This is a genomic window from Undibacterium sp. Rencai35W, from assembly GCF_049340185.1.
GTDB lineage: Bacteria > Pseudomonadota > Gammaproteobacteria > Burkholderiales > Burkholderiaceae_D > Undibacterium.
Map to the genome: position 1 here is coordinate 21,179 of NZ_JBMPPC010000010.1, position 16,068 is coordinate 37,246.

Annotated in this window: 13 protein-coding genes; 8 read left to right on the plus strand and 5 right to left on the minus strand. The window is 51.2% G+C overall.

The annotated features are described in order from the left end of the window. Positions 1-177: 177 nt before the first annotated feature. From ACO0K3_RS18110 to ACO0K3_RS18125, 4 genes are all read right to left on the minus strand, one after another. A complete protein-coding gene (locus ACO0K3_RS18110) occupies positions 178-987 on the minus strand; it encodes a sulfite exporter TauE/SafE family protein (RefSeq protein WP_422987033.1) in 810 nt (269 codons plus the stop codon). Positions 988-1,078: 91 nt separating this feature from the next. Then, positions 1,079-1,495, minus strand: a complete 417-nt coding sequence (locus ACO0K3_RS18115) for a DUF6691 family protein (protein ID WP_422987126.1) — start codon at positions 1,493-1,495, stop codon at positions 1,079-1,081. Next, a complete protein-coding gene (locus tag ACO0K3_RS18120; protein ID WP_422987035.1) occupies positions 1,495-1,956 on the minus strand; it encodes a YeeE/YedE family protein in 462 nt (153 codons plus the stop codon). Before ACO0K3_RS18120 ends, ACO0K3_RS18115 begins: the two co-directional genes overlap by 1 nt. 103 nt (positions 1,957-2,059) lie before the next feature. Continuing rightward, entirely contained in the window at positions 2,060-2,374 is a 315-nt protein-coding gene (locus tag ACO0K3_RS18125) for a metalloregulator ArsR/SmtB family transcription factor (protein WP_422987037.1), read from the minus strand. Between the two features lie 78 nt (positions 2,375-2,452). Between ACO0K3_RS18125 and ACO0K3_RS18130 the strand changes: the two genes are divergently transcribed. Continuing rightward, positions 2,453-3,352, plus strand: coding sequence for an MBL fold metallo-hydrolase (locus tag ACO0K3_RS18130; RefSeq protein ID WP_422987039.1), 900 nt, complete (start codon positions 2,453-2,455; stop codon positions 3,350-3,352). A gap of 84 nt (positions 3,353-3,436) precedes the next feature. After that, positions 3,437-3,628, plus strand: a complete 192-nt coding sequence (locus tag ACO0K3_RS18135) for a YgaP family membrane protein (RefSeq protein ID WP_422987041.1) — start codon at positions 3,437-3,439, stop codon at positions 3,626-3,628. Positions 3,629-3,678: 50 nt separating this feature from the next. Here ACO0K3_RS18135 and ACO0K3_RS18140 read toward each other — a convergent pair whose 3' ends face one another. Continuing rightward, a complete protein-coding gene (locus tag ACO0K3_RS18140) occupies positions 3,679-4,980 on the minus strand; it encodes a hemolysin family protein (RefSeq protein ID WP_422961354.1) in 1,302 nt (433 codons plus the stop codon). A 314-nt stretch (positions 4,981-5,294) separates the two neighbouring features. Here ACO0K3_RS18140 and ACO0K3_RS18145 point away from each other — a divergent pair, with 314 nt between their 5' ends. The 6 genes from ACO0K3_RS18145 (at position 5,295) to ACO0K3_RS18170 (ending at position 15,477) form a co-directional block, all read left to right on the plus strand. After that, complete coding sequence (locus ACO0K3_RS18145) at positions 5,295-7,343, plus strand: site-specific recombinase (protein ID WP_422987043.1); 2,049 nt, start codon at positions 5,295-5,297, stop codon at positions 7,341-7,343. A 45-nt stretch (positions 7,344-7,388) separates the two neighbouring features. Continuing rightward, positions 7,389-8,162: a hypothetical protein gene (locus ACO0K3_RS18150; RefSeq protein ID WP_422987045.1), complete on the plus strand. Its 774-nt coding sequence runs from the start codon at positions 7,389-7,391 to the stop codon at positions 8,160-8,162. A 145-nt stretch (positions 8,163-8,307) separates the two neighbouring features. After that, positions 8,308-9,303: a tetratricopeptide repeat protein gene (locus ACO0K3_RS18155; RefSeq protein WP_422987047.1), complete on the plus strand. Its 996-nt coding sequence runs from the start codon at positions 8,308-8,310 to the stop codon at positions 9,301-9,303. 320 nt (positions 9,304-9,623) lie between these two features. Then, positions 9,624-11,120, plus strand: coding sequence for an efflux transporter outer membrane subunit (locus ACO0K3_RS18160; protein WP_422987049.1), 1,497 nt, complete (start codon positions 9,624-9,626; stop codon positions 11,118-11,120). Between the two features lie 23 nt (positions 11,121-11,143). Further along, complete coding sequence (locus ACO0K3_RS18165) at positions 11,144-12,346, plus strand: efflux RND transporter periplasmic adaptor subunit (protein WP_422987051.1); 1,203 nt, start codon at positions 11,144-11,146, stop codon at positions 12,344-12,346. Positions 12,347-12,408: 62 nt separating this feature from the next. Further along, the gene (locus ACO0K3_RS18170) at positions 12,409-15,477 is read left to right on the plus strand and encodes an efflux RND transporter permease subunit (RefSeq protein WP_422987053.1); all 3,069 of its coding nucleotides are present in this window, start codon (positions 12,409-12,411) and stop codon (positions 15,475-15,477) included. Positions 15,478-16,068: the final 591 nt, after the last annotated feature.

Sequence of the window (16,068 nt, forward strand, 5' to 3'; positions counted from 1 at the left end):
GGAATTTATTCCAGCGACAGACAATTAATTTCGATGACAGCCGTTGCAGATGAAAATGCTGAGGTGGCGATGCAGGCGATGCAAGGAGATCAGGCATTGCGGTCGCTGTGGTTGTCGTTGTCGTTGTGATCGTTGAAGTTACAGCGCAGGCTTTTTACAAGGCTACCTAAAACAAACTTATGCCGTGACAACGCGATAAATGAAATTCAGCGCAACCAGTACCAGCAATCCAGCAAAGGCAATCTGTACCGTGTGCTCCCGCAAATGCCGTCCGATATAGCGTCCTGCCAGCATGCCCAACGCCGAACTCAGCATAAAAAACGCCGTGAACTCTAGCGGAATCACCGCGCCGTGCATGACCGCACTAGCCACACCGGCGCTTCCCACCAGTGCAATCACTAGCAAAGACGTCGCCACCGCCCCATGCATGCTGAGATTCGTATAGCGGCGCAACATCGGCACAACCACAAAACCACCGCCGACACCGAGCAATCCCGTCACGAATCCTGCAATGCCACCGATACCGGCGATCACCAGGCTAGTTGTCAGCGTCCAGTCAAATCGTCCCGTCACATTATTAATACACAAAAGCGGCGGTGCTTGCGCATCTGACGGATGCGATGCCGCCTGCGCAGAATGCCTGAACAGACGCACAGCAACAATCAACAAAATCCCGGCAAATACAGTCATCAACCAGCTCTGTGGCAGTGTTTGTGCGGCCAGGACACCGGCAGTCGTCAACGGCATCCCCACCAGAGCCATGACAATCGCGGCACGGTAGCGCACCAGTTTTTTGCGGAAACCCTCTACCGTGCCGACCACGGCACCGGCAGTGACAGCCAGCAAGGCAACCGGCATCGCCTGTTGCATTTGCCATCCCATCGCCTGCACCAGCGCGGGAACAGCAATAATGCCGCCACCAGCGCCGGTCAAGCCCATGATAGCGCCGACAATCAGGCCAATGAATAAAGCAATCAGAGTGCTCATTTTTGAGGAAAATTGACTAGAGAAAATTATGTTTCTCGGGCGAAGCAAAAAAGTGATTCGCCCTCAACTCGGGACGATCACCACAAAAAAACTAAGGACGCTGACGCTCCAGCAAGTTAAAGAGTCCCATCCCCGCCAGCATCGCGACGACAAATACCAGCCCCTTCGCCACACCGGCACCCAGTAGCACAATCGCAGGCCCCGGGCAGATTCCAGCCAGTCCCCATCCGGCACCAAACAGCAGGCTACCGGCCACCAGCCGACGGTCAATCAAGGTAATGGCCGGTATCATTAAAGGCAAACCCAATACCGATTTTTGCCAGGCCCTAACAAACTCAAACGTCACGCTGGCGACCACAATCGCCCCCGCCATGACCAGTGCCAAAGACGGGTCCCAGCGACCTGTCAGATCCAGAAACCCCACTACTTTTGCGGGATCAGCCATACCAGCAACGATCAGGCCGACACCAAAAATCAAACCGGCAATCCAGGCAAACAAGATCGTCATCATGCGGCTCCCGCGCCGTGCTGCATTAGATGCAGCAACACATGGCGCACTACGTACACCACGACAAATCCAGATGCCATGAACGCCATCGTCGCCACCAGTGAACGCAGAGAAAAACGCGACAAACCACAAACACCATGGCCGCTGGTACAGCCCGATCCGTAACGCGTACCGACACCCACAAGCAGACCCGCAATCACCACCGTCAGCCAGTCAGCATCGATCGTTGCGGCGGGCAACGTTGCAAACAAGCGAAACAGCAACGGTGCCATGAGTAGGCCAGTAACAAACGCTGCACGCCATTGCCACTCGCCGCGTGCAGGCTGCAACAGACCAGCAACAATCCCGCTGATACCCGCAATACGGCCATTAAAGCTCATCAATAAAGCCGCCGCCAGGCCAATCAGGGCGCCGCCTGTGAGAGCAGTCCACGGGGTAAATACCTGCCATGCAATCGTCATCTGAATATCCCTTTCATTACATACTCCCCATTAATTTATGAAAAATATGACTTAATCCGTTTTATTTAATAGGTGTAAAAAATATACTCACCCCAAGTATGTATTATTTAGGGCAATATAAAGCGTACATCAGCTCCAGCAGATGCAAGACCTTAGGGTCGGCGACTGAATAATAAATACGTTTCCCATCACGGCGCGTATCAACCAAACCCTCAGCGCGCAACACACCGAGTTGCTGCGACAAACTAGGCTGATGCAGGTCGAGCAATTCTTCCAGCTCGCTAACGGATTTTTCTCCCTGACTAAGCTGACATAACAAAAGCAAACGATCCTCGTTCGCCAGGGCACGCAAGGTGCTGGTAGCGGCCTGCGCCGCAATGCGCATTTGCGCTATCTCAATGACTTGATCAGTTGGCATAAAAAATTAAAGCAATGTATTTGACTACATTCTATATTTTGATATTATGTAAGTCAATATATTGTCATTGAGTAGAATATGGAACCTGCAGCAAACATCCTGACGTCAACGCCCCCAACCGAGGCGCATATTCAGGCCTTCTTTGACAAAACGACTTTCACGGTTAGCTATGTGGTCTTCGACAGGGATGGCGGACATGCTGCCATCATCGATAGCGTGCTCAATTACGACCACAAATCCGGACGCACCAGCACCACGTCTGCGGATCAGATACTAGACTTTCTCCACGCTCATCAATTGACATCAGATTGGATTTTAGAAACTCACGCTCACGCCGACCACCTGTCTGCGGCGCACTATCTGCAAGAAAAAATCGGCGGCAAGATCGCCATCGGTGCGCATATTCATCAGGTGCAAAAAGTATTTAAAGCCTTGTTCAATCTGGAACCCGGCTTCGCGGTTGATGGTTCGCAATTCGATTATCTATTTGCTGAGGACGAAGAGTTTCAAATCGGCGATCTGACAGCCAGAGCACTGTTTGTCCCCGGTCACACACCTGCCGACATGGCGTATCAGATCGGTGATGCCGTCTTTGTCGGTGATACCTTATTCATGCCAGACGTCGGCACAGCACGATGCGACTTCCCCGGTGGCGATGCGCGCATGCTGTACCAATCAGTCAAAAAAATATTGGCGCTGCCAGAGCAGACCCGGTTATTTATGTGTCATGACTACCCGCCAGACGAACGTGAGGTGCAATGGATGTGTACGGTAGCAGATCAGCGTCATCACAATATCCATGTGCATGACGGCGTAAGTGAAAGTGCCTTCATCGCTATGCGCACCAAGCGCGATGCAGGTCTTGACATGCCGGTACTGATTTTGCCATCGGTACAGGTGAATATCCGTGCGGGCGCACTGCCGCCAAAAGAAGATAACGGCATCTGTTATTTAAAAATCCCGCTGAATGGAATTTAAGCATCACAAAAACAAATTCAGTGCGTAAGCGATGCACTGAATTTATCTGTTCAGGAAATGAAAATTTTCACCAAGGAGCACAACATGAAAATCAACGTAGGCAATACCGACAGATGGGTACGCATTATCGCGGGACTGGGACTCATAGGCGCAAGCCTGACCGGGTTCATCGGGATGTGGGGATGGCTAGGCATCGTGCCGGTTTTGACGGGAACATTCCGCTTTTGTCCGGCCTATCTGCCTTTTGGTTTATCGACTTGCAGCATCAAAAAATAAGTCTGCAAAAATAAGCGCATAACATCATCCCTGAGCGGGACAAAATCTGATCAGGGACTTTGTTTCGGATAGATGCGTACCAAGACGATACGCGGTCCATTCATCTTTTTGACGACGGCGTCAAACCGCTCGAACTCTACTTTCTGGCCTTCCGTTGGCAGATCGCCGAGTGTATGCATGATCAAGCCGCCTATCGACTCAACCTCTTCGCTATCGAGATCAATGCCGAGTGCAATACCCAGCGTGAACAAAGGCAAGCTCCCCTTACCCATCAAGGTGCCATCATCCAGCGTCACCCAGTCGTTTTCATTCAGGCGGAATTCATCACGTATCTGGCCGACCAGCGCACCGAGCAGATTGTCGAGCGTCAGAAAACCAAGCGGCTTACTTTCTTTGTAACCGACGATCGCAAAATGCGGCGCACCTTTGCGGAAGCGACGAAATAATTCAAGCGCAGGCATGGTCGGCGGAACAAATTCCACCTGACGCAAATGATCACTTAAATCGTCCAGCGTCTTACCGCTTTGCTGCGCCAAAAATAAATCTTTCAGATGCAACATTCCCAGTACCGTCTCACCGTCAGCATCAAGATACGGATAGCGGCTGAAACGGTTGCGGTAGGCGGTTTCCATGTTGTCAGCCAGGCTTTGATCCTTGTACATAGCGACCACTTCGCTGAACGGACGCATCAGGTCAGACACCTCCAGATCACCAAAATCCAGCATCTGCGCCATGATGCTCCACTCATCAGGCGTCAGTTTTTTACTGCCATGACTACCGCGCAAAATCAGCTTGAGTTCATCCGGAGAGTAATGCGCATCGCTACCGTGCGTGGCATCCAGACCCAACCATTTCAATACTTTGTTCGCACTAAAATTCAGGGTCCAGATCGCCGGGTACATGACCCAATAGAACGCATACAAGGCTGGGGCCGTCCACAGTGAAACGCGTTCAGGCATGCGGATCGCCATCGATTTAGGCGCCAGCTCACCGACGACAATATGCAAAAAGGAAATGACGAAAAAGGCGAAGAAGAAAGAAATCCCATGTATCAGCTCTTGCGAGTTCACACCGATAGTCACCAGCAGTGGCTCCAGCAACCGGGCAAACGCCGGCTCACCGATCCACCCCAAACCCAGTGACGCCAGCGTAATACCCAGCTGGCACGCAGAAAGATAGGCATCCAGATGTTGATGCACCGTGCCCAGCAAACGTCCGCGAACTCCACCCGTTTTGGCAATACTGCGAACCCGAGTCTGACGCAATTTCACCAGGCCAAATTCAGCAGCAACAAAAAAACCATTTAATACCACCAACAACAGCGCGGCAATCACCAGCAAAAGGTTATCCAACACACACTTTCTATAAACGAATAAGCCAATACTGTAGTCGAAAAACAGGGCATTTGCATACCGTCTGTGGAACTTCTGGCAATTATCGGAGGTCGGACCAGAGACTGCCAGCCTGTAAGCTAGCCATAAGCAAGCGCTTAACCGGACACGCATATGATGCTGAACGGGTATAGTCCGGACTCATCTGCCGATTTACTTCTCTACGTAATATTAAGAGATTCCTAAGCAAAAACGCCAATATAGCCGCCACAATCAATGTCAAATTGACATAAAATCGGATTAAGCTCTTTCGTCCGAAGGAACAGGAGAACATATTGTCTATAGATAGCATCCTCAGCCGTATCGCAGAAGCCAGGTTGCAAGATCCTGCGTATCGCGACATCCGTTTTTTACGCGAGCTGATTGCCTGCCTACGCCCCACCCACCCGCATAAAATCAATCAGGCGACTGATAATATTCGCGCCTTGTGTTACGTCTTGCATCAGCATCCAGCTCGTGCCAGAGAACTGCGCGAATACCTTGCCTGCATCCTGACCACTCGCAAGACAGTTCATCTGCTGACCGATACCGGCATCACTCAAAACATCGGTTTCTGGGCTGCTGCATCACAACGATTTGCAGAAAAATTCTTACCGCCGCTAGTCAATGACGACTATATCAAGGATGTGTTCGGACTATTATTTGATCAAAAGATGGATCACCATTGGGTCGGCGGTGTCGCGGACCAAATCTGGCTGGATCTGTTTCAGTGTCTGGGATCCAGGGTCAGCAATCCGCGTGCTACCTACGCGATTCTGACCAACGATGTGTTGAGTGCGATACAGGTTCTATCTTATCGCATCACCACGATCGGGCTGGAAGCTGAACTGGTCAGAAATTATCCTGATATAGAAAAATTCGAATCCCCTTTCCTGCGTCAAAACGATGCCATCAACGATTACGTGACCCAATATAGCAACTGGTTGATCGATAAAAAAATTGAGCGCGAGGATAGCTTGCAGATTGAAGTTCTGCTGACGCAATGTGAAGAAGTCGTACAAAAAATCCGTAAAGTAGCAGCACTGCAAGGTGTATCCGTCAGCCTGACGCGTCTGCTGTTACGCCTGACACAGAGTATTCGCCGCTTGAGGACGATACTAAGTTTATTGGATTCTCGCAGCACAAATGATGCCAACAAAATCGGCGTTGGTCTGTTAAAAGAACTGGTACTGGCAGACAACAAAAGCAGCAGCATTCGCGACCTGATGCAAACCAATACCGAGTTGCTGTCACTGCAAATGACCGAGCGTGCCGGCAAAAGCGGCGAACACTACGTCACCAGCAACCGCAGCGAATGGTACGCCATGATGCGCTCTGCGCTCGGAGCGGGCTTCATTGTCGGCTTTATGGCGATGATCAAAATTCTGTTCAGCAAACTGATCATGGCGCCATTTGGCTATGCTGTTTTGTACAGTTTGAATTATTCCTTTGGCTTCATGCTGGTACATGTTTTGCACATGACAATCGCGACCAAGCAGCCAGCGATGACGGCGGCATTGATTGCCAGATCGATCGATCAGGGCAAACAAAAACTCGATGAACTGGTCGAGCTGATCGTCCGAGTTTTGCGCTCGCAGTTTATTGCGATTATCGGTAATATCGGGCTCGCGATACCAACTGCCTACGCAATTGCCTGGGCATGGTATGCGATCAATGGTCATCACCTGGTCTCGCCAGATAAAGCCCATCATTTGCTAGGGGATATCGATCCCTTTCACAGCCTCGCACTACCGCATGCGGCGATTGCAGGCGTCTGTCTGTTTTTATCAGGACTGATTTCGGGGTACTACGACAATAAGGCGAGTTATTCGAATATTCCGGCGCGCCTGCGTCAACTGGTCTGGCTCAGAAAATTATTAGGAGAACAGCGGCTGCAACGTACTACTGACTATATTGGCGACAACCTCGGCGCCTTGGCAGGTAATTTTTTCTTTGGCGTGATGTTGGGCACCATAGGCCAGCTAGGTGTGTTTTTTGGTTTGCCGGTTGATATACGGCACATTACGTTTTCGAGTGCGAACTTTGCTTTTGCTCTGGTCGGGCTGGATCATGTGATGTCGTGGCAAGTCGTTGCCACGTCGCTGAGTGGCATTATGCTGATCGGGCTGGTGAATTTGGGAGTGAGTTTTAGCCTGGCGATGATGGTGGCGCTACGCTCAAGACGAGTCAGTTTTGGTCAGGGCAATACCTTGAACAGATTACTCTGGAAACGTTTTATGACAGGCACCAGAGATTTTTTCCTGCCTCCGAAAGATCTGCTCGCTGAGGTAACGGACACACAAGCAAACTCCGCAGAAAAAACGAACGACAAGCCACCTCATTAAATGGATCTGTCGCAATCAACTTGACTATTGATCAGGACCAATCGCATGGAAATTTTGTATCAGATCGACGCATGGAAAATCGCCATCACTTTATTGATTTTTTTATTTATCGTCATTGAATTAAGTTATCGTCTAGGCACCCGTAGCGATCCTCTGGCGTATGAAAAATCCAGTTCGGTATTTTCTACATTGATGGGTGCCGCCTTAGCACTGCTCGGATTATTGCTTGCGTTTTCTTTTGCCATGGCATCTGCACGATATGATTTACGCAAAGGCGTCATTCTGAAAGAAGCCAATGCAATCGGCACAAGCTATCTGCGCAGTGACTTGCTCGATCCGGCAGTGAAAGACCTGGTCAAAGCCAAACTGAAAGAGTATGCAAAAGTCCGGCTTGCAGCGCATCAGACCGGTATCGATGCAAAAAAACAGCAAGACATCAGTCAGCTCACCAGCAAGTTGCAAGACGACATCTGGACCATCGCAAGTAGTGAACTGAGGCGTGAACGGCAGATCCATAATTCCCTCTTTGTGCAGGCACTTAACGACACCATTGACGTCAGTGCAGAACAAAACGATGCCCGCGAAAATCATGTCCCGGAATCCGTATTCTGGCTGCTCTTTATCTCGGCTTTGCTGACTGCGGCGCTGAGTGGCTATGCCTGCGGCGCCATCGGCAACCGTAATCTGATGGCGACCAGTGTGTTTGCTTTATTAGTGGCTCTGGTTATTTTTTCCATCATTGACCTCGACCGGCCGCAACGTGGCCTGATTACTGTCAATCAACATCCTATCCAAATCCTGCTTAGCAGCATGCATTAACTCACCAGGCCGCCCTACAATTACGGTGCGCCTGAGAGTCAACCATGACCAGCTCTGGCGCGTTAATCACAAACGATGATCATCTGAACCCGATGGTCATTATCCTCCGCCTCTCTTTTTTGCTCACTCCATAAGGGCATCATCCATGCAATTGCACCAGACCACACTCACCCGCAGCAGCCTTGCATTCGCCATCGCACTGCTGGCCTCGCAAACCGCTTTCGCCAACGACTACAGCGCGTTGTTCAAAGCAAAGAAATATGATGAAGTGGAGCGCCTTGCCAGTACAAAGTTGCGTACGGAGCCAAATAATCCTGATGCATTACTGGCAAAAATCGATCTGATTTTAATGGAGAACAAAGAGAGTCGCCTGGATGATGCCAGCAAGCTTGCTGAACAATGTATCAGCGCGAATCCGAGCAATTCAGAATGTCAGGAAAGCCTCGGAAAGGTACTCGGTACCAAGGCAATGATGGGCGGTATTATGTCCGCGATCGGTTATGCGACAAAAATCCGTGACGCATTCCAGAAAGCCGTCGAACTGGATCCAAAAAATTTCTCAGCCCGTGACGGACTTTTACAGTACTACATGCAGGCACCGGGCATCGTTGGCGGCGGCAAGGGTAAAGCGCAAAACTTCATCAACGAAACAGCAAAGATCAGTACTGCCGCCAGTACATTGATGCAGGCCAAACTTGATTTATCTGACGAAAAATTCGCGCGCGCCGAATCCTCCGCATTATCTGTCAATGTATCGGGATCTGACGTACTCAGCGACATGCAACGGGGTGTTTTACAAAACATCGGCGGCCTGTATGTACAACAAAAAAAATATACCGAGGCAACGCGGATTTTTCAGGAGATCCAACAACGGTTTCCGGATAAAGATACTGGTACTTATGGTATGGCAAGGGCGTTGCAGGAACAGGGATTACACAAAGATGCCTTGAATTATTTTGAAAAAGCACTCGCCGTTGAAACCCATGCTTACACCTACTACCGTATGGCGCAATGCTGGCAAGCCATCAGCGATAAAGTGAAGGCGATTGCAACATTCGAAAAAGCACTGAGTTTCAAACCACAACTGCAAAAACGTATGAAAGAAGATGCCGAGACGCAACTAAAAGCCCTGCGCGGCTAAGTTTGTCTCGTCCGCTATTTTTTCGGGCAACATCGTCACGTATCAAGCGCCTGTCACCGATACGTGACAAATTCCGCAGTATTCGGACGTTAAGGTCATTTTTGCATCAAAAAATTTGACCTTAGCTTCTGGTCAATACACAATCTCTGTGTCACGAGGGCATCATCATTGCCCAAAAACAAGAGAGCCTGCTAAGAGCCTCTGACAAGAGAGTTTGCTTGAAGCAATATGGCGCGTTCCAGCTTCACTGCATGCCCTCTGGGCGAGACAACTCCCGAACTAACTAAGTATTCGCATCAGAATGCTGCGAAAGGTTTTACATGGCACGTCATACCAGACGATTTGCGAGCAACGCCCTAGCTGCTGTCTGTATGAGCGGGATGCTTGCTGCATGCAGCCTGAACGCAAAAAAACCGGATCAACAACTCTTTCACGAGAGTGCCCCGCAATGGTATGCAAAAGTCTCCGATGCCGGCACCGATACCAATGCAACAGTATCCACAGAAACGAATAGCTCTCGCTTGGCAGAACTCAGCCACTGGTGGGCGAGCTGGAATGACCCCACGCTCAGCGCATTACAGACGTATGCACAGCAACATAGCCATACGCTGGCACAAGCTACTGCACGTATCGCCCAAGCGCGTGCCGATGCCAGCGCAGCAGGTGCTGCGCTCTGGCCCAGTCTGAATCTGACTGCCAGCGTGACGAATGGCCGTAATCCGCAATTACTACAAAGTACAAAACAAACGACCGCCATTGCGGGGCTCGACGCGCACTGGGAAATTGATCTGTTTGGCGCTGTATCGATCGCCCGCAGCGGGATACTGGCACGCCTCAATGCCAGGGAACTCGAATGGCATGATGCAAGAATCAGCCTGGCAGCCGAGGTGGCAAACACTTATGTCAGCTTGCGTCATTGCGAGGCGCAAACCGGTTTGCAGCAAGCAACCGTCCAATCGCAACAGCTCGCGTTGGAATTAGTTGTGCAAAAAGCCGCTGCTGGCTTTGTCTCACCACTTGATCTGGCACAGCAAAGAGCCATACTCGCCAGTGCACAAACACAATGGCAACAAAAAATGAGCGAATGCGCCATCGTGCTAAAAGCGCTGATGGTATTGACAGCAATGCCAGAGCCAGAACTGAAGGATTTGCTGACTGGTGTACACGGTCAATTACCGCAGGTCCCTAGCTTCGCCGTCGCAGCCATACCAGCAAATGTGTTACTAAAACGCCCTGATTTGCGTGCTGCTTTACAGACACTGATTGCCAGCGCATCGGAAATCGGTGTTGCAGAAGCCAAGCGTTATCCCTCAATTTCACTACTGGGATCGATCAATGTATTTGGCGTGCGCGTTGCCGGTCAAACGGTGCGGGATAGTAGCTGGTCATTCGGGCCAAGTCTGGATTTACCCTTGTTTGATGCGGGTAAACGCAAAGCCGCGGTGGATAGCGCATCGGCTCGCTACGAAGAGAACCTTTCAGGCTTTCGTCAGCAAAGCTTAGTCGCCATCAAAGAAGTCGAGGAAGCACTGGTCCGGCTGGAATCGGCGAATCAACTACTACTCCATTATCAGGCAATCGATACAGCACGGACACAAGCTTTGCGAAGTGCAGAGGCCGGCCTGCGAGCGGGCAGTATCAGCACATTGGAAAAAGAAGACGCACTCAGACAGCAGCTCGCCAGTCAGCAACAAAAATTGCAATTACAACGCGATCAGGCCAGCGCCTGGATCGCCTTATACAAAGCGGTTGGTGGTGACTGGTCCGATGCGGCCAGTTCACCAGACTCACCCATCGCACACAACGAACAAAAATAAAAAAACTCATCCGGAGTCGGCACATGAAGTACGCACTCAAGCATTTTAAATTGATCGCCATCGCAGGCGTCGCCTTAGTGTTGTTATTGTTTGTCTTCGCTAGAAAAGCGCAGACGGCCGACCAATCCACTGGCAACCAGAGTGCCAAAGGCCTCGTCGGACGTCCGTCGCTGAGCGTCACGCTCGCACCGGTACAAACAGCAAACTGGGCCAGCAGTTTATCTGCTAACGGCAGCATCGCAGCCTGGCAAGAAGCGATTATCGGTGCGGAGCTCAATGGCATCCGCCTGAGTGACATATCGGCGCAGATCGGCGATAAGGTAAAACGCGGCCAGGTACTCGCCCGCTTTTCAACAGACACGATCAATACAGAGGTCGCGCAGCAAGAAGCGCAATTAGCCGAGGCTGAAGCGAATCTCGCAGAAGCCCAGAGCAATGCCCGTCGCGCCATGCAATTGAAAGAAAGCGGCGCCATCAGCATCCAGCAGATCAACCAATATGCCACCCTGAGAAACACCGCATCGGCAAGAGTCTCGGCGGCAAAGGCCGGCTTACAAGCGGCACGGCTGCGCCTCAGACAAACTCATGTGGTCGCGCCAGATGACGGCATTATTTCAGCCAGGGCTGCAACAGTCGGCGCGGTTACGCAAAGCGGCCAAGAGTTGTTTCGCCTGATACGTCAGGGCAAGCTTGAATGGCGTGCTGAAATGACCGCCGAAGAAAGTGCACGCATCAGTATCGGACAAAATGTGATGATGATTGCCAATGATGGCAGCAGTATCAAAGGTAAAGTCCGCATGCTGGCACCCACGATCGACCCGCAAACGCGTAAAACTCTCGTCTACGTCGACTTGCCGGAAATAGGAAACACAAAAAACATCCGTCCAGGAATGTTTGCCAAAGGCGAGTTTTTACTAGGTGACAATAATGCCGCCTCCGTGCCAAGTGCCGCACTGGTATTGCGCGATGGCTATGCCAGCGTCTTCGTCGTCGACGCCCCAGGCAGTAATGGCATAGGCAAAGCCCGGCAAGTTCGCGTCACCACAGGCCGGACGCTGGCAGGCCGCACCGAAATCCTGAGCGCTGCCGGTGAGGCCACAGGCGTCAATAAGCTGGGCAAAGTCATTGATAGCGGCGCTGGCTTCCTCGCCGATGGAGACACTGTGCGTATCGTCGATGCCGCGACCATGAAGAGCAATGACAACCCATCCGTCAGCGGTAAATAAAACATTCTGAAAACATTCTGCAGACGCTCAGAAGACGCACAAAGGAAGTACAGGGATACCGCATGATTAATTTTTCTTCTTGGTCGATCAAAACACCGATACCGGCACTGTTGCTGTTCATTTTACTGACGCTGGCAGGCCTGCTCGGCTTTCATACGATGAAGGTGCAGGATTTCCCCGATATCGAATTGCCGATGATTACGGTATCGACCGCACTGCCCGGTGCAGCACCGGCACAGATAGAAACCGAGATTACCCGCAAGCTGGAAAACGCTCTCGGTACCATGCAGGGCGTCAAGCATTTATATTCGACCGTACAGGATGGCGTGTCGCTGACGACAATTGAATTCGTCCTCGAAAAACCGATCATCGAAGCACTCGACGATGTACGAAATGCCGTCAGCACCGTGCGCGGTGAATTGCCTGGCGATGTCAAAGACCCCATCATCAGCAAGCTGGAGTTCTCAGGCGTACCGTTTCTGGTCTACACCGTCGCCTCGTCCAAGCTCGATGAAGAAGCTTTGTCCTGGCTGGTCGACAATCAGATGACCAAGGCATTGATGTCAGTGCCGGGTCTGGGCAAAGTCGCGCGTGTCGGCGGCGTGAACCGTGAAGTGCTGGTCGAATTACACCCCACAGAAATGGCAGCATTGAATGTATCCGCGACAGAAATTTCCCGTCAACTATGGCAAGTACAGCGTGATGCGTCTGGCGGCAGAGCGGGCGTTGGTAATAAGGAGCAGGCTGTCCGCACCGTTGCCACGGTCGCCAGTGCCGATGAACTTGCCAATCTCGAACTTAATTTAAGCGATGGTCGTCGCATCCAACTCAAACAGATTGCGACAGTAAAAGATACCGCAGCAGAGCGCCGCTCCATCGCGCTGCTCGATGGTAAACCTGTAGTCGGATTTGAAGTAACACGAAGCCGTGGTGCCAGCGAAATCACCGTCGCCAAAGGTGTTCGCGAGGCAATCGACAAATTACTGTTATCACATCCCGATCTGAAACTGGACGAAGCCTACAACATGGTGGAACCGGTTCAGGAATCGTTTAATGGTTCTATGTATCTGCTATTTGAAGGTGCTCTGCTGGCGGTGCTGGTGGTCTGGTGGTTCTTGCGGGACTGGCGCGCAACACTAGTCTCTGCGGCGGCGCTACCTCTGTCGGTCATCCCGACCTTTTTGGGTATGTATCTTTTTGACTTCACGCTGAATACCGTCACACTGCTATCGCTGGCTCTGGTGGTTGGCATTCTGGTCGACGATGCGATCGTTGAAATTGAAAATATTGTGCGGCATCTTCGCATGGGTAAGACGCCGTATCAGGCCGCAATGGAAGCCGCGGATGAAATAGGATTAGCAGTAATTGCAACCACCTTTACCCTGGTTGCGGTATTTCTACCAACAGCGTTCATGAGCGGTATCGCTGGTAAATTTTTTAAACAATTTGGCTGGACCGCAGCACTGGCTGTGATCGCCTCGCTGGTCGTTGCGCGCTTGTTGACACCAATGATGGCGGCGTATTTTTTAAAACCAATTGTTCATCCCGCCGCTGACAGCAAGCTGATGCAGCGTTATATGCAACTTGCTGACTGGTGTCTGGAACACCGGCTGATGACGTCGATATTGGCAGGTGTGTTTTTCTTTGGCTCACTGGCATTAGTCCCCTTCTTGCCAACCGGCTTTGTGCCACCAGATGACCGTTCACAAACAGTCGTTAAACTCGAACTGGCGCCGGGCAGCAGTTTTCAGGACACCTTAGCGATAGCCGAGCAAGCCAGAAAATTACTCGAAAAACGTAAAGATATCGTCAAAATCTATACCTCCGTGGGCGGCGGCAGCGCAGGCTCAGATCCGTTTGGAGAAGGCGGTATCAGCTCAGTTAATAAAGCGAATCTGACGCTCACCTTAAGCCCGCGTTCTCAGCGCAGCGAGAGTAAAACCGCCATCGAAGCCCAACTGCGTCAGAGCTTGCAGGTTTTACCAGGAGTACGCACCAGCATTGGTCTGGGCGGTAGTGGTGAGAAGTTCCAGCTGGCGCTGAGCGGTGATAATCCGGAGACGCTCAATAGCGCGGCAGAAGCTGTATTGCGTGATCTGCGCACACTGCCAAGTGTCGGGGCGATCAGCTCCAGCGCCAGCCTACTACGTCCTGAGGTGGTGATCCGCCCTGATAGCGCTCGCGCTGCCGATCTCGGTGTCAGCACGGTCGCGATTGCCGAAACGATCCGTATCGCCACCGTCGGAGATTACGATACCGGTCTGGCGAAACTGAATTTACCGGAACGGCAAATACCGGTCGTAGTGCGCTTTCCAGTGACGGCACGGTCGGATATCAGTCAGCTGGCACAGCTTTCTGTGCCAGGTAAAAATACTCACGTCATGCTAGGCCAGGTTGCCGATCTGAGCATGGGCAGTGGCCCGACCCAGATCAGCAGAATGGATCGGTCTCGCAACGTCACATTCAATATCGAATTGAATGATCAGACCTTGGGTGAAGTCAGTGACGCAGTAGATCAGCTCGCTAGTTTAAAAAATCTGCCTGCGGGAGTCACACGTATGGAAATCGGTGATGCCGAAGAAATGAAAACGCTGTTCGCCAGCTTCGGCCTCGCCATGCTCACCGGTGTGCTGTGTATCTACATGGTGCTGGTATTGCTGTTCCATGATTTTATGCAGCCAGTCACGATTCTCGCAGCGCTCCCGCTGTCTATCGGCGGTGCGTTTGTCGCATTACTGGTAACGCGCAGCGCCTTCTCAATGCCGTCACTCATCGGACTAATTATGCTCATGGGTATTGCAACAAAAAATTCGATTCTGCTGGTCGAATACGCCATCGTCGCCCGCCGCAATGGTATGTCACGCCGGGCGGCATTGCTCGATGCCGGTCATAAGCGGGCACGCCCTATCGTGATGACAACCATTGCCATGGGTGCCGGTATGCTGCCGATTGCACTCGGTATCGGCATCGACCCCAGCTTCCGCGCACCGATGGCGATTGCGGTGATCGGTGGCCTGATCACATCGACGTTATTATCTTTGCTGGTGGTGCCGGTGGTGTTTACTTATATCGATGATCTGCTGCAAAAGCTAACATCCCGGTTCAGCAAGAGAGCATCGTCCGCATCGTAAATCCACCTGATGCAGCGATCCGATATGCGGGATAGCCGACGCCCGCATCCTCAACGGACACTCACATCCCAAACCACGTCAATAAATCGTTTAAACGATTTTTATGTTTTTTAGCACTAAGTTAGTGCTGATTGCGCACAAATAACGGTCACTAAGATGTAATAAATTTGTGCATCACGGCAATCCGTTTGAAATACGCAACAATATTTAACACTTTCTCTTAAATAAAACACAAACCCTTGACTTGCCTGTTTATACATCAGTTAATACGCAAACGTTTGCGCAAGCGATTGCGTATTTGGATAAAAAATCCTCTTTAAGTTGCACCAAAGAAGTTAGCTGATCCATCCGCTGTCACAGACTTTCACACAAACGTTGATAACGCCATGTTCTTCATCTGGCCGTCATGAGGTTCCTATGGGCCACCACCATGACATCTGGTGCAGCGCTATTTGCAGTGCGTTATGACTACCACGTTATCACTACCGGTTTCATAGGGTCGGTATCGGTCTGTAGTTCCGGCAAAAGGAACGCAGTCCACAACAAGAAAAGTCTGCTACGGGATCGCTTGCTCTCCCTCATGCGGTATCG

Bases quoted from the DNA above. Each gene is read 5' to 3' on its own strand.
- ACO0K3_RS18110 (WP_422987033.1), bottom strand. From the start codon at position 987: ATGAGCACTCTGATTGCTTTATTCATTGGCCTGATTGTCGGCGCTATC.
- ACO0K3_RS18115 (WP_422987126.1), bottom strand. From the start codon at position 1,495: ATGACGATCTTGTTTGCCTGGATTGCCGGTTTGATTTTTGGTGTCGGC.
- ACO0K3_RS18120 (WP_422987035.1), bottom strand. From the start codon at position 1,956: ATGACGATTGCATGGCAGGTATTTACCCCGTGGACTGCTCTCACAGGC.
- ACO0K3_RS18125 (WP_422987037.1), bottom strand. From the start codon at position 2,374: ATGCCAACTGATCAAGTCATTGAGATAGCGCAAATGCGCATTGCGGCG.
- ACO0K3_RS18130 (WP_422987039.1), top strand. From the start codon at position 2,453: ATGGAACCTGCAGCAAACATCCTGACGTCAACGCCCCCAACCGAGGCG.
- ACO0K3_RS18135 (WP_422987041.1), top strand. From the start codon at position 3,437: ATGAAAATCAACGTAGGCAATACCGACAGATGGGTACGCATTATCGCG.
- ACO0K3_RS18150 (WP_422987045.1), top strand. From the start codon at position 7,389: ATGGAAATTTTGTATCAGATCGACGCATGGAAAATCGCCATCACTTTA.
- ACO0K3_RS18155 (WP_422987047.1), top strand. From the start codon at position 8,308: ATGCAATTGCACCAGACCACACTCACCCGCAGCAGCCTTGCATTCGCC.
- ACO0K3_RS18160 (WP_422987049.1), top strand. From the start codon at position 9,624: ATGGCACGTCATACCAGACGATTTGCGAGCAACGCCCTAGCTGCTGTC.
- ACO0K3_RS18165 (WP_422987051.1), top strand. From the start codon at position 11,144: ATGAAGTACGCACTCAAGCATTTTAAATTGATCGCCATCGCAGGCGTC.
- ACO0K3_RS18170 (WP_422987053.1), top strand. From the start codon at position 12,409: ATGATTAATTTTTCTTCTTGGTCGATCAAAACACCGATACCGGCACTG.